Source organism: Halorussus gelatinilyticus, from assembly GCF_023238445.1.
GTDB classification, from domain to species: Archaea; Halobacteriota; Halobacteria; order Halobacteriales; family Haladaptataceae; genus Halorussus; species Halorussus gelatinilyticus.
This window is the reverse complement of sequence record NZ_CP096658.1, coordinates 3,374,150-3,388,899: the sequence shown is the minus strand read 5'-3', so window position 1 is coordinate 3,388,899 and position 14,750 is coordinate 3,374,150. Positions and strand designations below refer to the sequence as shown.

The following is a 14,750-nucleotide window of genomic DNA, read 5'->3' as shown; positions in this document are numbered from 1 at the left end:
TCACCTTAGAGGCGCACCCACTCGGTCGTCTGGTCGTGCTGGGGGACGTGCCACCGCTGCTCGGTCGGGAGACCGTCGCGTTTCCGGAGTTCGATGCGGGCGTCGAACAGCGGTCCGAGCTGTTCGACCACCTCGTCGTCGTCCGGGCGTGGGAGGTGGTAGTGGGCCATCCCGTGTACCCCTTTGACCATCGCCGAGACCGAGCGCACGAATCGGGCGATTCGGTCCGGGTCGTGTTCGTGTGCCATGCGCCCGAGCGACGACACCGACAGGCGGAGTTCCGAGGGGTCGAGTCCGCCGTCGGCGTCCGCGAAGAAGTCGATTGCGACGACGACCTCCTCGCGCAGTCGGCCGAGCGCGCTCCGGTCGGTCCCCTCGGAGGGGAGCGACGCCGTGGCGCTCTCGGCGGCTTTCGGGACCGAGCGCTGGCAGGCGTCTTGGTCGATTATCCACACGTCCGGGTCGTCGGACTCGACGCCCGGCGGGAGTCGCTCGTAGGCGCTCTCGGCGCTGGGGTCGGCCAGAGCGATGACCCGTTTGCGCTCGGCGTCCGGTGCGCCGAGCAGCGTCTGTGTCGCCTGGACCGTCACGTCCTCGGAGACGGCACCGGTGACGAGAAGATTGCACCCGTCGTGCTTGAGCCGTTTCAACACCTCCTGAAACTCGTGGGTCGAACAGTCCCCGCGAAACCGCGCCCGCTGGAGTGACATCTCGTCTCATACCACAGAAGGGGTGAAAATAAAATTTTGTATTCCCTGGGAGGCGAATAGATGTCTCCCCCGAACTACGTGTGCGAACGATGGCCAACGTAGCGACTCCGGCCCACTCATAGAATGTGAACTGTTGCCGATTGACTAAAGGGTGGTGGCGGACTAAAAGCGCGTGACGGCTCGGCGTCGTCGGACGACTACCACCCACCGTCGCCGCGACCGTATCGTCGTGACGAACGACGACGCTAGTCGTCGTCACGGACGACGCTACTCGTCGTACTCGCGCTTGAACCCGCGGAACTCGGTCCGGTGGGCCTCCTCGTCGGCGAGGATGGTGACGGCGATGTCCTCGGTCACGGGGTCGTCGTCGCCCGCGGCCTTGATGAGCGACCGGTACGTCTCGATGGCGTCCTCCTCGGCGTCGAGGACGCCTTCGATGACCGAGAGGACGTCCGTGCTGTTCTCCGGCGGCTGGAGGCTCTCTTGGTGGGCCTCGAAGTCGTAGGAGGCGGGCGGGCGCTCGTCGAGTTGCTTGAGTCGCTGGCCCAGCATCTCGGCGTGGTTGAGTTCCTCCTGAATGTCGGTTTCGAGACTCTCCTTGACCTCCTCGGCGCTCACGCCCTCGAGGACGATGGAGTTGGTGAGGTAGTTCATCACAGTCTCGATTTCGTCGCTGTACGCCTTCTTGAGCAGGTCCGTGACCTCTTGGCTCGTCATCGTTCTCACGTACGGTCGCCAGCCTTCTTACTGTTCTGGCGGTGGCAACGCGTCCGTGGACGACTCACGCGCGGTCTCACGTCGTTTCGGCCGTCCCGCCGGTCGGTGCGACTCGCCCGGCGTCGCTGTTCCGACCGCCCCGACCGACTACCGTTTCGGTGGCCGAACCGCGCCCGAGAATATCTCCGCCCGATACTTTGAAAATCAACGGTTCGAGAGGCGTATGGAAATCACGTCATTGAATAGAGTATAAGGTGAAATAAGGACCTCCCGACGATTACAGGACGTTTCAGTCGGGCGATTTCGCTCTCGGTCACCCCCTGACGGTCGTGTCGGCCGAGCTAACCGACCTGTCGCAGCGGTACGCTTAAATAGGAGAAGGCTCCCATCACCGAGTACGATGTCTGACAACGACATGCACTCGTCCGATACCAGTCGGGCGGGTCGAGTTCTTCGACGGCACGTTGAAAACTAACGGCGAATTCGAGTCCGCGCGGGTCTTCGACACGACCCTGCGCGACGGCGAACAGGCACCCCGTACGTCCTTCTCCTACGACGAGAAGCGCGCCATCGCGGCCGCGCTGGACGAGATGGGCACCCACGTCATCGAGGCCGGATTCCCGGTCAATTCCGAGGCCGAGTTCGAGGCGGTCAGCGACGTCGCCGCCAGCACGTCCGCGACCACCTGCGGACTGGCGCGCGTAGTCGAGAAAGACGTGGAGGCCGCCATCGACTCCGGCGTCGAGATGGTCCACGTCTTCGCTTCGACCAGCGACGTGCAGATCGAGGATTCGATGCACGCCACTCGCGAGGAGGTCGTGGAACGCTCGGTGAGCGCGGTCGAGCGCGTGAACGAGGCGGGCGCAACGGCGATGTTCTCCCCGATGGACGCCACCCGGACCGACGAGGAGTACCTACGAGAGGTCGTCGAGGCGGTCTCCGAGGTCGGCGTCGATTGGATAAACATCCCCGACACCTGCGGCGTGGCGACCCCGACGCGGTTCGCCGACCTCGTGAGCAAGGTCGATAGCTGGACCGACGCCAGAATCGACGTCCACACCCACGACGACTTCGGGATGGCCGCGGCCAACGCCGTCGCCGGGTTCGAGGCCGGCGCGGACCAAGCGCAGGTCTCGGTCAACGGCATCGGCGAGCGCGCCGGCAACGCCGCCTACGAGGAGGTAGTAATGACGGTCGAATCGGTGTACGGCGTCGATACCGGCATCGACACGACCGGCATCGTCGAGACCTCCCGGACGGTCGAGGAGTACAGCGACGTTCCGGTCCCGGCGAACAAGCCCATCACGGGCGACAACGCGTTCGCCCACGAGTCGGGCATCCACGCCGCGGGCGTCATCGAGAACTCCGACACCTTCGAGCCGGGGGTCATGACGCCCGAGATGGTCGGTGCCGAGCGCGAGTTCGTACTGGGCAAGCACACCGGCGCGAACTCGGTCCGCAAGCGACTGGAGGACCGCGGGTTCGAGCCGACCGACCGCGAGGTCCGAGAGGTGACTCGCCGAGTCAAGGACTACGGCGCGGAGAAGAACCGCGTCACGGCCGCCGACTTGGAGCGGTTCGCCCGCGAGGTCGGCGTCGCCGAGGAAGAGCGGGAGGTCCGAGCCTGATGACCGCGCCCGGATTCGCCCCGTCTCGCCAGCCGCGCGCGGCGAGTTCGGCGTGTGCGTCTCGCAGTACGGCGTGCGTTCGCGCGCTGGCGTCTCGTATTGCGAGACGTCAGCGCGGTCCTGCGAGACGCCGGCGCACCGCGAGTGTGACAGTCACGCGAACTTCGCGCAATGGTTGCACTTCGGGAAAGGGTTATCAACGTCGGAGTCGGTACGTTCCCAGTACAGATGGGACAGTCACCGCCTGCAACCGGAACGGGACGCCTCGCGTCTCGCCGCACGCTCGCGCAGTTCCGCGCGAGCGTGCGGTCCCCGGTCAGTGGGACTGTCGAGCGCGCGATTATTGTAGGGGCTTGAGCCCCTACAACATCACTTCTCCGACCCGAAACTCTGCACCGTTTTCAGACCGACCAGCACGCGCTCGACCACCAGTGACACCGAATCGAACGACGCAGAACACGACAGCACCGACAGCGAGGTATCGACCGATAACGCGGGAGGACGATCGGCGTGAGTGAACGCGCGACCCCGACGACCGACCAGACGGAGGAAACCGACCCGGCGGAGGCCGCCGACGAGACCGGGGAGACGACCGACCGAAGCGCCGACGCCGCGGGAGAGACCGCGGCGACCGGCACCGAGTCGCCGGCCGACACCGGCGTCGAAACCGGTGCGGAGGCGGTCGTCGCCGCGCTCGAAGACGCCGGAGCCGAGACGCTGTTCGGCGTGCAGGGCGGTGCCATCATGCCCGTCTACGACGCGCTGTACGACTCCGAGCTGACTCACGTCACGATGGCCCACGAGCAGGGTGCGGCCCACGCCGCCGACGCCTACGGCGTGGTCTCGGGCGACCCCGGCGTCTGTCTCGCCACGTCCGGACCGGGCGCGACGAATCTGGTCACGGGAATCGCGGACGCCGACATGGACTCGGACGCGATGCTCGCGTTGACCGGACAGGTTCCCTCTCAGATGGTCGGCTCCGACGCCTTTCAGGAGACCGACACGACCGGCGTCACCGCGCCCATCACGAAGCACAACTACTTCGCGGGCGACCCGGACACGGTGGGCGACACCGTGGGCGAGGCGTTCGCGCTCTCCGCGGAGGGGCGGCCCGGCCCGACGCTCGTGGACCTGCCGAAGGACACGACGCTCGCCGAGACCGACAGCGACCCCGGCCCGGCCGAGACGCCCGAGACGTACTCGGTCGAGGAGGACCCCGACGACGAGCAGGTCGCGGTCGCGGCCCGCGCCGTCGAGCGCGCAGAGAAGCCCCTGCTCCTGTTCGGCGGCGGCGTCGTCAAGAGCGACGCCTGTCAGGAGGCACGCGGGTTCGCCATCGACCACGGCATCCCGGTGGCGACGACGATGCCCGCCATCGGGTCGATGCCCGAGGACCACGAACTCTGCCTGTCGTGGGCCGGGATGCACGGCACCGGCTACGCCAACATGGCCATCACGCACACCGACTGCCTCATCGCGGTCGGGACCCGGTTCGACGACCGACTCACGGGCGGCGTCGAGACGTTCGCGCCCGAGGCCGAGGTCGTCCACGTGGACATCGACCCCGCAGAGATATCGAAGAACGTCCACGCCGACTACCCCGTCGTCGGCGACGCGGGCACCGCCATCGAGCGCCTGTCGGCCGAGATGGACCGCTCGCCCCGGACCCGCGAGTGGCGCGAGCAGTGCCAGTCGTGGAAGGACGAGTACCCGCTGGCCTACGCCACGCCCGAGGACGAACCGCTCAAGCCGCAGTTCGTGGTGGAGGCGTTCGACGAGGCGACCGACGACGACGCCATCGTCACCACCGGCGTCGGCCAGCACCAGATGTGGGCCGCCCAGTTCTGGACGTACAAGAGTCCCCGGACGTGGGTCTCCTCGCACGGACTGGGCACGATGGGCTACGGCGTGCCGGCCGCCGTCGGCGCGCGAATCGCGGCCGACGACGACCAGCAGGTCGTCTGCTTCGACGGCGACGGGTCGTTTTTGATGACGATGCAGGAGATCTCCGTGGCGGTTCGGGAGAACCTCGACATCACGGTCGCGGTCCTCAACAACCGCTACATCGGGATGGTCCGCCAGTGGCAGGACGCCTTCTTCGAGGGGCGACAGATGGCCGCCGACTACGACTGGTGCCCCGAGTTCGACAAGATGGCCGAGGCGTTCGGCGCGAAGGGCCTGCGCGTGGACGACTACGACGAGGTCGCCGACGCCGTCGAAGCGGCGCTGAACTACGACGGTCCGGCGGTCATCGACTTCCACATCGACCCGGCGGAGAACGTCTATCCGATGGTGCCCAGCGGCGGAGCCAACGGGAAGTTCGCGCTCTCGGAGGACCAGCTATGAGCAGCGAGGACGCGCCCGACGAGGGGACCGACTCGAATCCGGGGACCGAACCTCACCCCGAGGTTCCCCGGAACGGGATGCCGGGACCGTCGCCCGACGAGCGGCCACACCCGTCCGGGCGGCGCAACGCCAAGGGAATCCGAATCGACCCCGAGGCCGAGGCCGAACCCGAGTACCGGTCCGCGGTCGTCTCGGCGCTGGTCGAACACGAACCCGGCGTCCTCTCGCGGGTCTCCGGACTGTTCTCCCGGCGGCAGTTCAACATCGAGAGCCTGACCGTCGGCCCGACCACGGTGGAAGGCCACGCCCGCATCACGCTGGTCGTCGAGGAGACCGACCCCGGCATCGACCAGGTGAAGAAGCAACTGGCGAAACTCAAGCCCGTGATTCAGGTCGGCGAGTTGGACGACGACGCGGTTCGGGCCGAACTCGTCGTCCTGAAGGTCCGGGGCGAGGAGCCGGACAAGGTTCAGGCCATCACCGAGATGTACGAGGGCCGGACGCTGGACGCCGGACCGCGGACCATCACGGTCCAGATCACCGGCGACCAGCAGAAGATAGACGACGCCATCGACGCGTTCCGGCAGTTCGGCATCATCGAGATAGCCCGGACCGGCCAGACCGCGCTAGCGCGGGGCGACACCCCGACCACGCCCGGCGAGGAGCCGGGCCACGCGAAGGAGTCCGAGCAAGAATCAGAATCAGCGGAAACCCAGACAGGAACATACGATGACTGAGGAATTCGACACCGAGATTTACTACGACGACGACGCCGACAGTTCGCACATCGACGACGAGACCGTGGCCGTACTCGGCTACGGGAGTCAGGGCCACGCTCACGCCCAGAACCTCGCGGACAGCGGGGTGGACGTCATCGTCGGCCTGCGCGAGGACTCCTCCTCGCGGGCGGCCGCCGAGGACGACGGCCTCCGAGTAGCGACCCCGGTCGAGGCCGCCAGCGAGGCCTCCATCGTCTCCGTGCTGGTCCCCGACACGGTGCAACCGAGCGTCTACGCCGACATCGAGTCGGAACTCGACGCGGGCGACACGCTCCAGTTCGCCCACGGGTTCAACGTCCACTACGGCCAGATAGAACCGGCCGACGACGTGGACGTGACGATGATAGCGCCCAAGTCGCCGGGCCACCTCGTCCGGCGCAACTACCAGAGCGGCGAGGGCACGCCGGGCCTGCTCGCAGTCTATCAGGACGCAACTGGCAACGCGAAAGAGCAGGCGCTGGCCTACGGGAAGGCCATCGGCTGCACGCGCGCAGGCGTGGTCGAAACCACGTTCCGCGAGGAGACCGAGACCGACCTGTTCGGCGAGCAGGCCGTCCTCTGTGGCGGCGTCGCGGAACTCATCAAGGCCGGATACGAGACGCTCGTGGACGCGGGCTACAGCCCCGAGATGGCCTACTTCGAGTGCCTGAACGAGATGAAGCTCATCGTGGACCTGATGTACGAGGGCGGACTCGGCGCGATGTGGGACTCGGTATCCGACACCGCCGAGTACGGCGGACTGACCCGCGGCGAGGTAGTCGTGGACGACCACGCCCGCGAGAACATGCAGGAGGTACTGGAGCAGGTCCAGAACGGCGAGTTCGCCCGCGAGTGGGTCACCGAGAATCAGGCCGGTCGGCCCTCCTACCGCCAGCGCCGCATCGCCGAGAAGAACCACGAGATAGAGGACGTGGGCGAGCGCCTGCGCGACCTGTTCGCGTGGGCGGACGAGACGGAGACCGAAGCGGAATCGAGCGAGAACGACAGCGAATCCGAGAAAGTGCGAGCAGACGACTGACAATGAACCGACACACACAGACCCGAGACGACTCGACACCGACCGACGACACCGACGACGAAACGCCGATGCGCGACGTGAGTCACACCCATCCCCACGCCGCCCGCGGCACCGTCAACCGACCGTTCCAGCGCGGACCGGTCGTGGCCGCGGACGGAGGAGAGCGCGAGGCCTACGACGCCGACGCCCGCGAGGAGGACGACGAGGAATCGCGCGCCGACCGGATGAAAGACGTGGCGCACACGCCGCCCTACGGGGAGGGCGCGGACCGCGTCTTCGAGCGCGGCGGCGAGCGCGAACCCGTCGAATCCGAAGAATAGCGATGGACGTACGTACGGATTTTTCCGACGGCGAAACGCGTAGCGGGTGGTGCAGAGCCGTGGCGCGCGTACGGGCCGCCGCGACGGAGGATGAACGGTCCGGAGCGGCGGTCCGCGAGCAGACCGCCGCTCCGGCGTTCGTACCGTCCTCGACCATCTATGCCAACGTTAAGAAAACATATACAATGACAAAAGAAACACGAAGGAGTCCGATAACTACCAGCGGCGTACCGTCTCCGATCACTGCGACCGGCGCGACCACCGGGAGGCGGTTCGCGTGAGCGAGCGCACCCTCTACGACAAGGTCTGGGACCGCCACAAGGTGACCGAACTCCCGACCGGGCAGGACCAGTTGTTTGTGGGTCTCCACCTCGTCCACGAGGTCACGAGTCCCCAAGCGTTCGGGATGTTGCGGGAGCGCGACCTCGACGTGGCCTACCCCGAGCGCACCCACGCCACCGTGGACCACATCGTCCCGACCGCCGACCGCGACCGGCCCTACGAGGGCGCGGCCGAGGAGATGATGGCCGAGTTGGAGGAGAACGTCCGGGAGGCGGGCATCGACTTCTCCCACCCCGACACCGGGAATCAGGGCATCGTCCACGTCATCGGTCCGGAGCAGGGCCTGACCCAACCCGGAATGACGGTAGTCTGTGGCGATAGCCACACCTCGACCCACGGCGCGTTCGGCGCGCTCGCGTTCGGCATCGGCACCTCCCAGATTCGGGACGTGCTGGCGACCGGCACCGTGGCGATGGAGAAGAAGAAGGTCCGACGCATCCGCGTCACCGGCGAGTTGGGCGACTGCGTGGAGGCCAAGGACGTGATTCTCCAGATAATCCGGGAGTTGGGCACCGACGGCGGCGTCGGCTACGTCTACGAGTACGCCGGAGAGGCCATCGAGAGTCTGGACGTGGAAGGTCGGATGTCCATCTGCAACATGTCCATCGAGGGCGGCGCTCGTGCCGGGTACGTCAACCCCGACGAGACCACCTTCGAGTGGCTCCGAGAGACCGACGCGTTCCGCGACGACCCCGAGAAGTTCGAGCGACTGAAGCCCTACTGGGAGTCCATCGCCTCGGACGACGACGCCCAGTTCGACGACGAGGTGGTCATCGACGGCGACGCGCTCGAACCGATGGTGACGTGGGGCACCACGCCCGGACAGGGCGTCGGCATCACCGAACCGATTCCCGACCCCGCGGACCTGCCCGAGGACAAACGCGACACCGCTCGCCGAGCCCAGGAACACATGGGCGTCGAACCCGGCGAGACGATGGCGGGCTACCCCATCGACGTGGCGTTCCTCGGCTCCTGCACGAACGCGCGCCTGCCGGACCTCCGGCGGGCGGCCCGCCTCGTCGCCGGCCGAGAGGTCCACGACGACGTGCGCGCGATGGTCGTCCCCGGAAGCCAGCGCGTCGCCAGCGCCGCCGAAGCGGAGGGGCTGGACGACGTCTTCCGCGAAGCCGGCTTCGACTGGCGCGAGGCCGGATGCTCGATGTGTCTCGGGATGAACGACGACCAGTTGGAGGGCGACGAGGCCAGCGCCTCCTCGTCGAACCGGAACTTCGTCGGGCGACAGGGGAGCAAGGAGGGCCGCACGGTGCTGATGAACCCCCGGATGGTCGCCGCGGCCGCGATTCGCGGCGAAGTCACCGACGCCCGCGAACTGGACGAACGAGAGCTACCGCAACCCGACGCCGCGGACTCGGAGGTGCAAGCATGACGAAGGAGATCGAGACCGTCGAACACGTCTCGGGGTCGGGCATCCCGGTCCGGGGCAACGACGTGGACACCGACCAGATAATCCCGGCGCGCTTCCTCAAGGTCGTCACCTTCGACGGCCTCGGCGAGTTCGCGTTCTTCGACCAGCGATTCGACGACGAGGACGAGCCGAAAGACCACCCGTTCAACGAGGACCGCTTCCGCGACGCCTCGGTCCTCGTCGTGAACTCGAACTTCGGCTGTGGCTCCTCGCGGGAACACGCTCCGCAGGCGCTCAAGCGGTGGGGCATCGACGCCATCGTCGGCGAGAGCTTCGCCGAAATCTTCGCGGGCAACTGCCTCGCGTTGGGCGTGCCGACGGTCACGGCGAGTCAGGAGGACATCGAGACGCTCCAGAGCTACGTCGAGGACCACCCCGACGCCGAGATTTCGGTAGATGTGGCGACCGAGTCCGTGAGCTACGACGACACCGAAATCGACGCCACGGTGGACGACGCCCAGCGCAAGGCGCTGGTCGAGGGGGTCTGGGACACCACGGCGCTCCTCAAATCGAACGCCGAGGCGGTCGCCCGGACCGCCGCCGACCTGCCGTACGTCGCGGCCGGAACCGCCGGTGACGCCGACGCCGCTGGCGACGGCGAGGAGGCCGAGTGAGATGACCGAGGAAATCGTCGTCGTCCCCGGCGACGGCATCGGGCGGGAGGTCGTCCCGGCCGCCCGCGAAGTCTTGGAGGCTGTCGGCCCGGACTTCGAGTTCACCGAAGCCGAGGCCGGCGACGCCGTGAAGGAGGAGACCGGCGAGGCCCTGCCGGACGAGACCCGCGAACTCGCGGCGAACGCCGACGCCACGCTGTTCGGCGCGGCGGGCGACACCGCGGCGGACGTCATCATCCCGCTCCGGCGCGCGGTCGAGTCGTTCGCCAACGTCCGGCCCGCCCGCGCCTATCCCGGCGTGGACGCGCCCAACCCCGAGACCGACCTCGTGTTCGTCCGCGAGAACACCGAGGGCGTCTACGCCGGCCACGAATCCGAGATTGCGCCCGGCGTAACCACCCTGACACGGGTCGTTACCGAGGACGCCTCGGAGGAAATCGCCCGTTACGCCTTCGAGTACGCCGAAAATCGAGGCGGAGACGTGACGATTGCCCACAAGGCGAACGTGATGCGGACCACCGACGGTCTCTTCCTCGATACCGCCGAGTCGGTCGCCGACGAGTTCGACGTGGCCTACGACGACGCGCTGATGGACGCGCTGGCGATGCACCTCGTCCAGCGGCCCGACGAGTACGACGTGGTCCTCTGCCCGAACCTCGCGGGCGACGTGCTGTCGGACCTCGCGGCCGGGCTGGTCGGCGGACTGGGCCTGCTCCCGAGCGCGAACGTCGGCGACGAGCGCGCGCTGTTCGAGCCGGTTCACGGCACCGCGCCGGACATCGCGGGCGAGGGCGTCGCCAATCCGAGCGCGGCGATGCTGTCGGCTGCGATGCTGCTGGAGTATCTGGGCCACGACGACGCCGGCGAGCGCGTACGCACTGCGGTCACGGAGACGCTCGCGTCCGGGCCGACCACGCCCGACCTCGGCGGCGACGCGACGACGAGGGACGTGACCGACGCGGTGCTGTCGAAGCTATAGAACTCCGGCCGTCTTCGCGTTCGCGCTATCGAGAATCGAAGCGGTGCTGTCGGACGCCGTTTTCGCAGAACTCGGGATTCAGGTTGCCCCGAACGATTATCGAAGCGGGTCGCGGCCGCCGATGAGGTTGGTCGTGTCCACCTCGTCTGCTCGCGCGCCTCCTTTCTTGACTTCCGTCGCGGTCATACACTCCAGACAGCCGAAGACCTCGTTGTGGTTGTTCCCGAAGACGCGTGCGAAGTCTCGGGTGACGAAAGAGCCACAGGACTGGCAGCGGTTCTCGGCCATCGTGTCGTCGCCGTTGGTGAGTCTGTTGTCGGTGGTGGTCATGACTGCGCGATAGATACACACAATCCTATCCACTTTGTTATCCAGTACCTACACCCCCGTAATCAACCATTAGCGGCCTCAGTAAGCGGTTGTTACGCGGGGTATTGCAACCCAGTTAATTCCGAAATCGTCCCGCTAATTTAAGTCGTCGGGGTGTCAAAGACGCGGGCCGTCGGTTCGGCCCCCGGTTGCCCCCGTCGCTTAAGACGGTCGGCGGCATACCCGCTGGTGATGCCCAAGATTCAACTCGACGAGGAGACCATCGAGCGCTTGGACAGTCTCCGGGTGGAGGACGAGTCCTACGACGAAATCGTTGCCGAACTCATCAACATCTACGAGGCCGAGGAGCGCACGCTGTTCCACGGCGGCGACTACAGCGGCGACTAGCGCTCGACCAGTCGCGTCTCGCCCGCCCGGACGGTCTGGCCGCGCTCGACGGCCACGTCCGCGAGGTCCACCTCGGGCGGCAGGAGGACGTCGGCGCGACTCCCGAACGAGATGTGGCCGAGCCGCTCGCCGCGAGCGAGTTCGTCGCCGGGTTCGACGTAGGGGTGGATGCGCCGGGCGAACGCGCCCGCGATGAGCGTCACGTCGTGGTCGGCGAACCGGAGGTGGACCTTCTCGTTGTTGTCCGACTCCTTCGAGAACGCGGGCCGGTGTTTGCCGGGTTCGCGTTCGACGGCCTCGACCCGACCGCCGAGCGGTGCCCGGTTGACGTGAACGTCGGTGACGTTCATGAAGACGCCCACCCGGACGCGCGTCTCGCCGTCGCTCTCGGCCCCAGATTCGTCGCTTCCATCGCCGGATTCGTCGCTCCCACTCTCGGAGTCGTCGTTTTCCCCGTCCGGCTCGTGGGACTCGCCCGACTCGTGGCGCTCCTCCCGAATCACCGACACCCGACCGTCGGCGGGCGCGAGGACGCCCGACTCGGGCGGAGTCCGGTCGGGGTCGCGGTGAAAGAGGAGGGCACCCAAACTCAGGAGCGGGGCCGCGAGTCCCCACCGGCGCGTCCACCGCTTCGAGCGTGCGAGGAGCGCGGCGGGAATCGCCAGCGCGAGCGCCAGCAGGCCGTAGCGCCACGCGCCCGGCGCGAACCGGTTCGAGGACTCGGGCGACCGAGCGGCTCCGGGACCGAACTCGTCCTCGGGGTCTCTCGCGCCCATCACTCGCTGGCGGCCTCGCGGACGCGGTTCCACTTGCCCTGCGATTCGAGGCGCTGCTGGAGTTCGTTCGCGTACTCCTGTGCGAGTCGGTTGGCCGCTTCGAGTCGGTCTCGGTCCACGCCGTCGCCGCCACCGCCGAGACCGAGCGCGTTCTTCACCGAGTCGAAGACGCCGCCGCCACCGCCACCGCCGCCCCCTGCGCCGCCACCGCCGCCCGCGACCGAGTTCATCTGGTTGCGGATGTTCTCCAACTCGGGCATCACCTGCTCTACCTTCGAGGTGTCGGCGACGATGCGGGCTTGGTCGGCGTCGCCGGGGTTCTCGATTTCGAACTCGACGGCGGTCATGATGAGACCCCACTCCTGCCGGGAGAACTGCGAGTCCGTGACTCGCTGTGAGAACTCCTGGTCTACGGTCATCCGGTCGCCGACGATGAGGTCCTGCCACGCGCGTTCGGTCATGTCCGTACCGTTGGGTTCCGGGGAGTATGAGGGTTTTCCTACTTCTCCGCGTTCAGGGTCGAGCGTCCGCTCGCGTTCGACCGGTCCGTCGCTCCGATTCCGAGAAAAGAAACGCTCCGATTCGGTCCGGCGAGTCGCCTCAGAACGCGCCGCTCTCGACGGTTACGTCGGCTTCGAGGTCGGTCTTCAGCGCGTCGTGGACCTTGCAGAGTTCGTCGGCGCGCTCGACGACCGCGTCGGCCTCGTCGTCGTCCATCTCGGTCTCGGTCTTGACCGTGAACTGGACGGCCGAAAGCTTGTCGTCGTCGTTGAGGTCGCCGGTCACGTCGATTTCGATGCGACCGAGGTCGCCTACGTCGCGCTGTTCGCCGCCGACGCGGAGCGCCGGGACGTAGCAGGACCCGTAGGCCGCCAGCAGGGATTCGAGCGTGTCGGGAGCCTCCTCGCCCGTCGCGTCGATGGTGACCTCGAAGTCTCGAATCTGGTTCTCGGCCGTGTACCCCTCTTCGGAGACAGTTGTGACTTCCTTCGTCATGCGTCCCAGACGACGCTCGCCAGACCCCTAAGGTTTGCTCATGTCGGTGACTAGCACAGCGGAAAATATCGCGGGAGTCGGTCGCGTTCGCCGAACCTCCCTCGTCTCGGGTCCGCGGGGACCACTCGCGCAGGAACGCGACCGAGGGAAAAGCGAATTCGGAAACGCGGTCGGCGGTCAGTAGTCGAGTTCGTCGTCGAGGTCGAACGTCTCTTCGCCTTCCAGAATCCGCACCTCGGCGTCGCTCCCGGTGCCCTTGACCTCCTTCCGGAAGTCCTCGGGGTCCTGCTCGATGGGCGGGAACGTGTCGTAGTGCATCGGGAGGGCGTAGTCGGCGTCCACCCAATCGACCGCGATGGCGGCCTGCATCGGTCCCATCGTGAAGTGGTCGCCGATGGGCACCGCGGCGGCGTCGGGTTCGAGGTACGGGCCGATGACCTCGCGCATCTCCGTCTGGAGCGAGGTGTCTCCGGCGTGGTAGAACGACTGGCTCTCGGCGTCCGCGACCTGCGTGGGCTTGGTGTCGCTGACGACGAACCCGGCGGGCATCCCGCCGGAGGTGCCGTAGCCGGTGTCCATCCCGTTGGTGTGGTCGGCCCGGACCATCGTGACGAACGCGTCGTCGCACTCGACGGTCCCGCCGAGATTCATCCCCATTCCGCCGACGGCCTCGTAGTCGCCGAACTCGTCGCGGCAGTACTCCACGACTTCGGGCGTGGCGACCAGTTTCGTCCCCTCGTAGCGGTCCACGTCGCCGATGTGGTCGGCGTGACCGTGCGTGAGCAGCAGGTAGTCGGGGTCGAGTTCCTCGGGGTCGGCCTCCGTCTTCGGGTTGTCGAAGAAGGGGTCGATGAGCAACTCCGTGTCGTCTACCTCGACGTGCCACGTCGAATGGCCGTACCAAGTGAGCTTCATGTGCGGACGAAGATACGCCCGGTTTACACTTAAAGGATGTTGGCGCGGAAGCGGCGGCCGCGACGGAGCGAGGTCCGACCCGGTCGGCCGTCACCCGCGCTCGCGGTTCGACGCCAGCAGGTTCCACCCGGTCGCACGCCGGACCAGCCAGTCGAGGGCGAGACCGACCGCGACGACGGCCAGCGAGAACCCGACGAACAGCCCGGCCAACTGCGTGGTCTGGACCGCGGAAGGGGCCAACACGAGACCGAGCGCGAACAGCATCGACGCCATGAACAGTATCGGCACGGCGAACCACTTCAGCACCCAGTGGTCGTCCAGAAACTGACTGGCCGACCGGAGGAGGTCGTACATGATGGTGACTCCTAGCGCTGAAGTTCGCGGTCGGCCGTTGTAAATGTATGGAGTATCACAGGTAGCCGTCGGGACGGGTCACCGAGAGCGTCGGTGGCCACCCGTCGGCGTCG

At 67.1% G+C, this 14,750-nt stretch carries 17 protein-coding genes; 9 read left to right on the top strand and 8 right to left on the bottom strand.

Translation table 11 applies throughout. The features are described from left to right. Positions 1–5: 5 nt before the first annotated feature. The gene (locus M0R88_RS17290; protein ID WP_248654663.1) at positions 6–710 is read right to left on the bottom strand and encodes a DUF7504 family protein; all 705 of its coding nucleotides are present in this window, start codon (positions 708–710) and stop codon (positions 6–8) included. Positions 711–977: 267 nt separating this feature from the next. After that, positions 978–1,427: a ferritin-like domain-containing protein gene (locus tag M0R88_RS17285; RefSeq protein ID WP_248654662.1), complete on the bottom strand. Its 450-nt coding sequence runs from the start codon at positions 1,425–1,427 to the stop codon at positions 978–980. A 371-nt stretch (positions 1,428–1,798) separates the two neighbouring features. Between M0R88_RS17285 and M0R88_RS17280 the strand changes: the two genes are divergently transcribed. From M0R88_RS17280 to M0R88_RS17245, 8 genes are all read left to right on the top strand, one after another. Then, positions 1,799–3,055, top strand: coding sequence for a LeuA family protein (locus M0R88_RS17280; protein ID WP_438267214.1), 1,257 nt, complete (start codon positions 1,799–1,801; stop codon positions 3,053–3,055). A 510-nt stretch (positions 3,056–3,565) separates the two neighbouring features. Beyond that, positions 3,566–5,401, top strand: coding sequence for a biosynthetic-type acetolactate synthase large subunit (gene ilvB / locus M0R88_RS17275; RefSeq protein ID WP_248654661.1), 1,836 nt, complete (start codon positions 3,566–3,568; stop codon positions 5,399–5,401). Next, positions 5,398–6,138 carry an acetolactate synthase small subunit gene (gene ilvN, locus M0R88_RS17270; protein ID WP_438267192.1) on the top strand — a complete coding sequence of 247 codons (741 nt, stop codon included), beginning with the start codon at positions 5,398–5,400 and terminating at the stop codon, positions 6,136–6,138. Before ilvB ends, ilvN begins: the two co-directional genes overlap by 4 nt. After that, on the top strand, positions 6,131–7,198 hold the full coding sequence (gene ilvC / locus M0R88_RS17265) for a ketol-acid reductoisomerase (RefSeq protein ID WP_248654660.1): 1,068 nt from the start codon (positions 6,131–6,133) through the stop codon (positions 7,196–7,198). The genes ilvN and ilvC overlap by 8 nt, the downstream gene beginning before the upstream one ends. Positions 7,199–7,200: 2 nt before the next feature. Next, complete coding sequence (locus M0R88_RS17260; protein WP_248654659.1) at positions 7,201–7,518, top strand: DUF7989 family protein; 318 nt, start codon at positions 7,201–7,203, stop codon at positions 7,516–7,518. Between the two features lie 277 nt (positions 7,519–7,795). After that, on the top strand, positions 7,796–9,247 hold the full coding sequence (gene leuC, locus M0R88_RS17255; protein WP_248654658.1) for a 3-isopropylmalate dehydratase large subunit: 1,452 nt from the start codon (positions 7,796–7,798) through the stop codon (positions 9,245–9,247). Beyond that, positions 9,244–9,900, top strand: a complete 657-nt coding sequence (gene leuD / locus M0R88_RS17250; protein ID WP_248654657.1) for a 3-isopropylmalate dehydratase small subunit — start codon at positions 9,244–9,246, stop codon at positions 9,898–9,900. Before leuC ends, leuD begins: the two co-directional genes overlap by 4 nt. Before the next feature lies 1 nt (position 9,901). Then, positions 9,902–10,879: an isocitrate/isopropylmalate dehydrogenase family protein gene (locus M0R88_RS17245; RefSeq protein ID WP_248654656.1), complete on the top strand. Its 978-nt coding sequence runs from the start codon at positions 9,902–9,904 to the stop codon at positions 10,877–10,879. A gap of 96 nt (positions 10,880–10,975) precedes the next feature. Here M0R88_RS17245 and M0R88_RS17240 read toward each other — a convergent pair whose 3' ends face one another. Beyond that, positions 10,976–11,209, bottom strand: a complete 234-nt coding sequence (locus tag M0R88_RS17240) for a DUF7563 family protein (RefSeq protein ID WP_238398193.1) — start codon at positions 11,207–11,209, stop codon at positions 10,976–10,978. A gap of 231 nt (positions 11,210–11,440) precedes the next feature. On the opposite strand from M0R88_RS17240, the gene M0R88_RS17235 reads away from it, so the two are divergent. Then, positions 11,441–11,596, top strand: a complete 156-nt coding sequence (locus M0R88_RS17235) for a DUF7557 family protein (protein ID WP_248654655.1) — start codon at positions 11,441–11,443, stop codon at positions 11,594–11,596. Here M0R88_RS17235 and M0R88_RS17230 read toward each other — a convergent pair. From M0R88_RS17230 to M0R88_RS17210, 5 genes are all read right to left on the bottom strand, one after another. After that, positions 11,593–12,372 (bottom strand): phosphatidylserine decarboxylase, encoded by a 780-nt coding sequence (locus M0R88_RS17230; protein WP_248654654.1) that lies wholly within the window; start codon positions 12,370–12,372, stop codon positions 11,593–11,595. The genes M0R88_RS17235 and M0R88_RS17230 overlap by 4 nt on opposite strands. Further along, positions 12,372–12,833, bottom strand: a complete 462-nt coding sequence (locus M0R88_RS17225) for a DUF5799 family protein (protein ID WP_248654653.1) — start codon at positions 12,831–12,833, stop codon at positions 12,372–12,374. Before M0R88_RS17225 ends, M0R88_RS17230 begins: the two co-directional genes overlap by 1 nt. Positions 12,834–12,972: 139 nt before the next feature. Beyond that, positions 12,973–13,368 carry an OsmC family protein gene (locus M0R88_RS17220; RefSeq protein ID WP_248654652.1) on the bottom strand — a complete coding sequence of 132 codons (396 nt, stop codon included), beginning with the start codon at positions 13,366–13,368 and terminating at the stop codon, positions 12,973–12,975. 177 nt (positions 13,369–13,545) lie between these two features. After that, positions 13,546–14,283 carry a metal-dependent hydrolase gene (locus M0R88_RS17215; RefSeq protein ID WP_248654651.1) on the bottom strand — a complete coding sequence of 246 codons (738 nt, stop codon included), beginning with the start codon at positions 14,281–14,283 and terminating at the stop codon, positions 13,546–13,548. A 90-nt stretch (positions 14,284–14,373) separates the two neighbouring features. After that, entirely contained in the window at positions 14,374–14,637 is a 264-nt protein-coding gene (locus M0R88_RS17210; protein WP_248654650.1) for a hypothetical protein, read from the bottom strand. Positions 14,638–14,750 lie beyond the last annotated feature (113 nt).

Bases quoted from the DNA above. Each gene is read 5' to 3' on its own strand.
- M0R88_RS17290 (WP_248654663.1), bottom strand. From the start codon at position 710: ATGTCACTCCAGCGGGCGCGGTTTCGCGGGGACTGTTCGACCCACGAG.
- M0R88_RS17285 (WP_248654662.1), bottom strand. From the start codon at position 1,427: ATGACGAGCCAAGAGGTCACGGACCTGCTCAAGAAGGCGTACAGCGAC.
- ilvN (WP_438267192.1), top strand. From the start codon at position 5,398: ATGAGCAGCGAGGACGCGCCCGACGAGGGGACCGACTCGAATCCGGGG.
- ilvC (WP_248654660.1), top strand. From the start codon at position 6,131: ATGACTGAGGAATTCGACACCGAGATTTACTACGACGACGACGCCGAC.
- M0R88_RS17260 (WP_248654659.1), top strand. From the start codon at position 7,201: ATGAACCGACACACACAGACCCGAGACGACTCGACACCGACCGACGAC.
- leuD (WP_248654657.1), top strand. From the start codon at position 9,244: ATGACGAAGGAGATCGAGACCGTCGAACACGTCTCGGGGTCGGGCATC.
- M0R88_RS17245 (WP_248654656.1), top strand. From the start codon at position 9,902: ATGACCGAGGAAATCGTCGTCGTCCCCGGCGACGGCATCGGGCGGGAG.
- M0R88_RS17240 (WP_238398193.1), bottom strand. From the start codon at position 11,209: ATGACCACCACCGACAACAGACTCACCAACGGCGACGACACGATGGCC.
- M0R88_RS17235 (WP_248654655.1), top strand. From the start codon at position 11,441: ATGCCCAAGATTCAACTCGACGAGGAGACCATCGAGCGCTTGGACAGT.
- M0R88_RS17230 (WP_248654654.1), bottom strand. From the start codon at position 12,372: ATGGGCGCGAGAGACCCCGAGGACGAGTTCGGTCCCGGAGCCGCTCGG.
- M0R88_RS17225 (WP_248654653.1), bottom strand. From the start codon at position 12,833: ATGACCGAACGCGCGTGGCAGGACCTCATCGTCGGCGACCGGATGACC.
- M0R88_RS17220 (WP_248654652.1), bottom strand. From the start codon at position 13,368: ATGACGAAGGAAGTCACAACTGTCTCCGAAGAGGGGTACACGGCCGAG.
- M0R88_RS17215 (WP_248654651.1), bottom strand. From the start codon at position 14,283: ATGAAGCTCACTTGGTACGGCCATTCGACGTGGCACGTCGAGGTAGAC.
- M0R88_RS17210 (WP_248654650.1), bottom strand. From the start codon at position 14,637: ATGTACGACCTCCTCCGGTCGGCCAGTCAGTTTCTGGACGACCACTGG.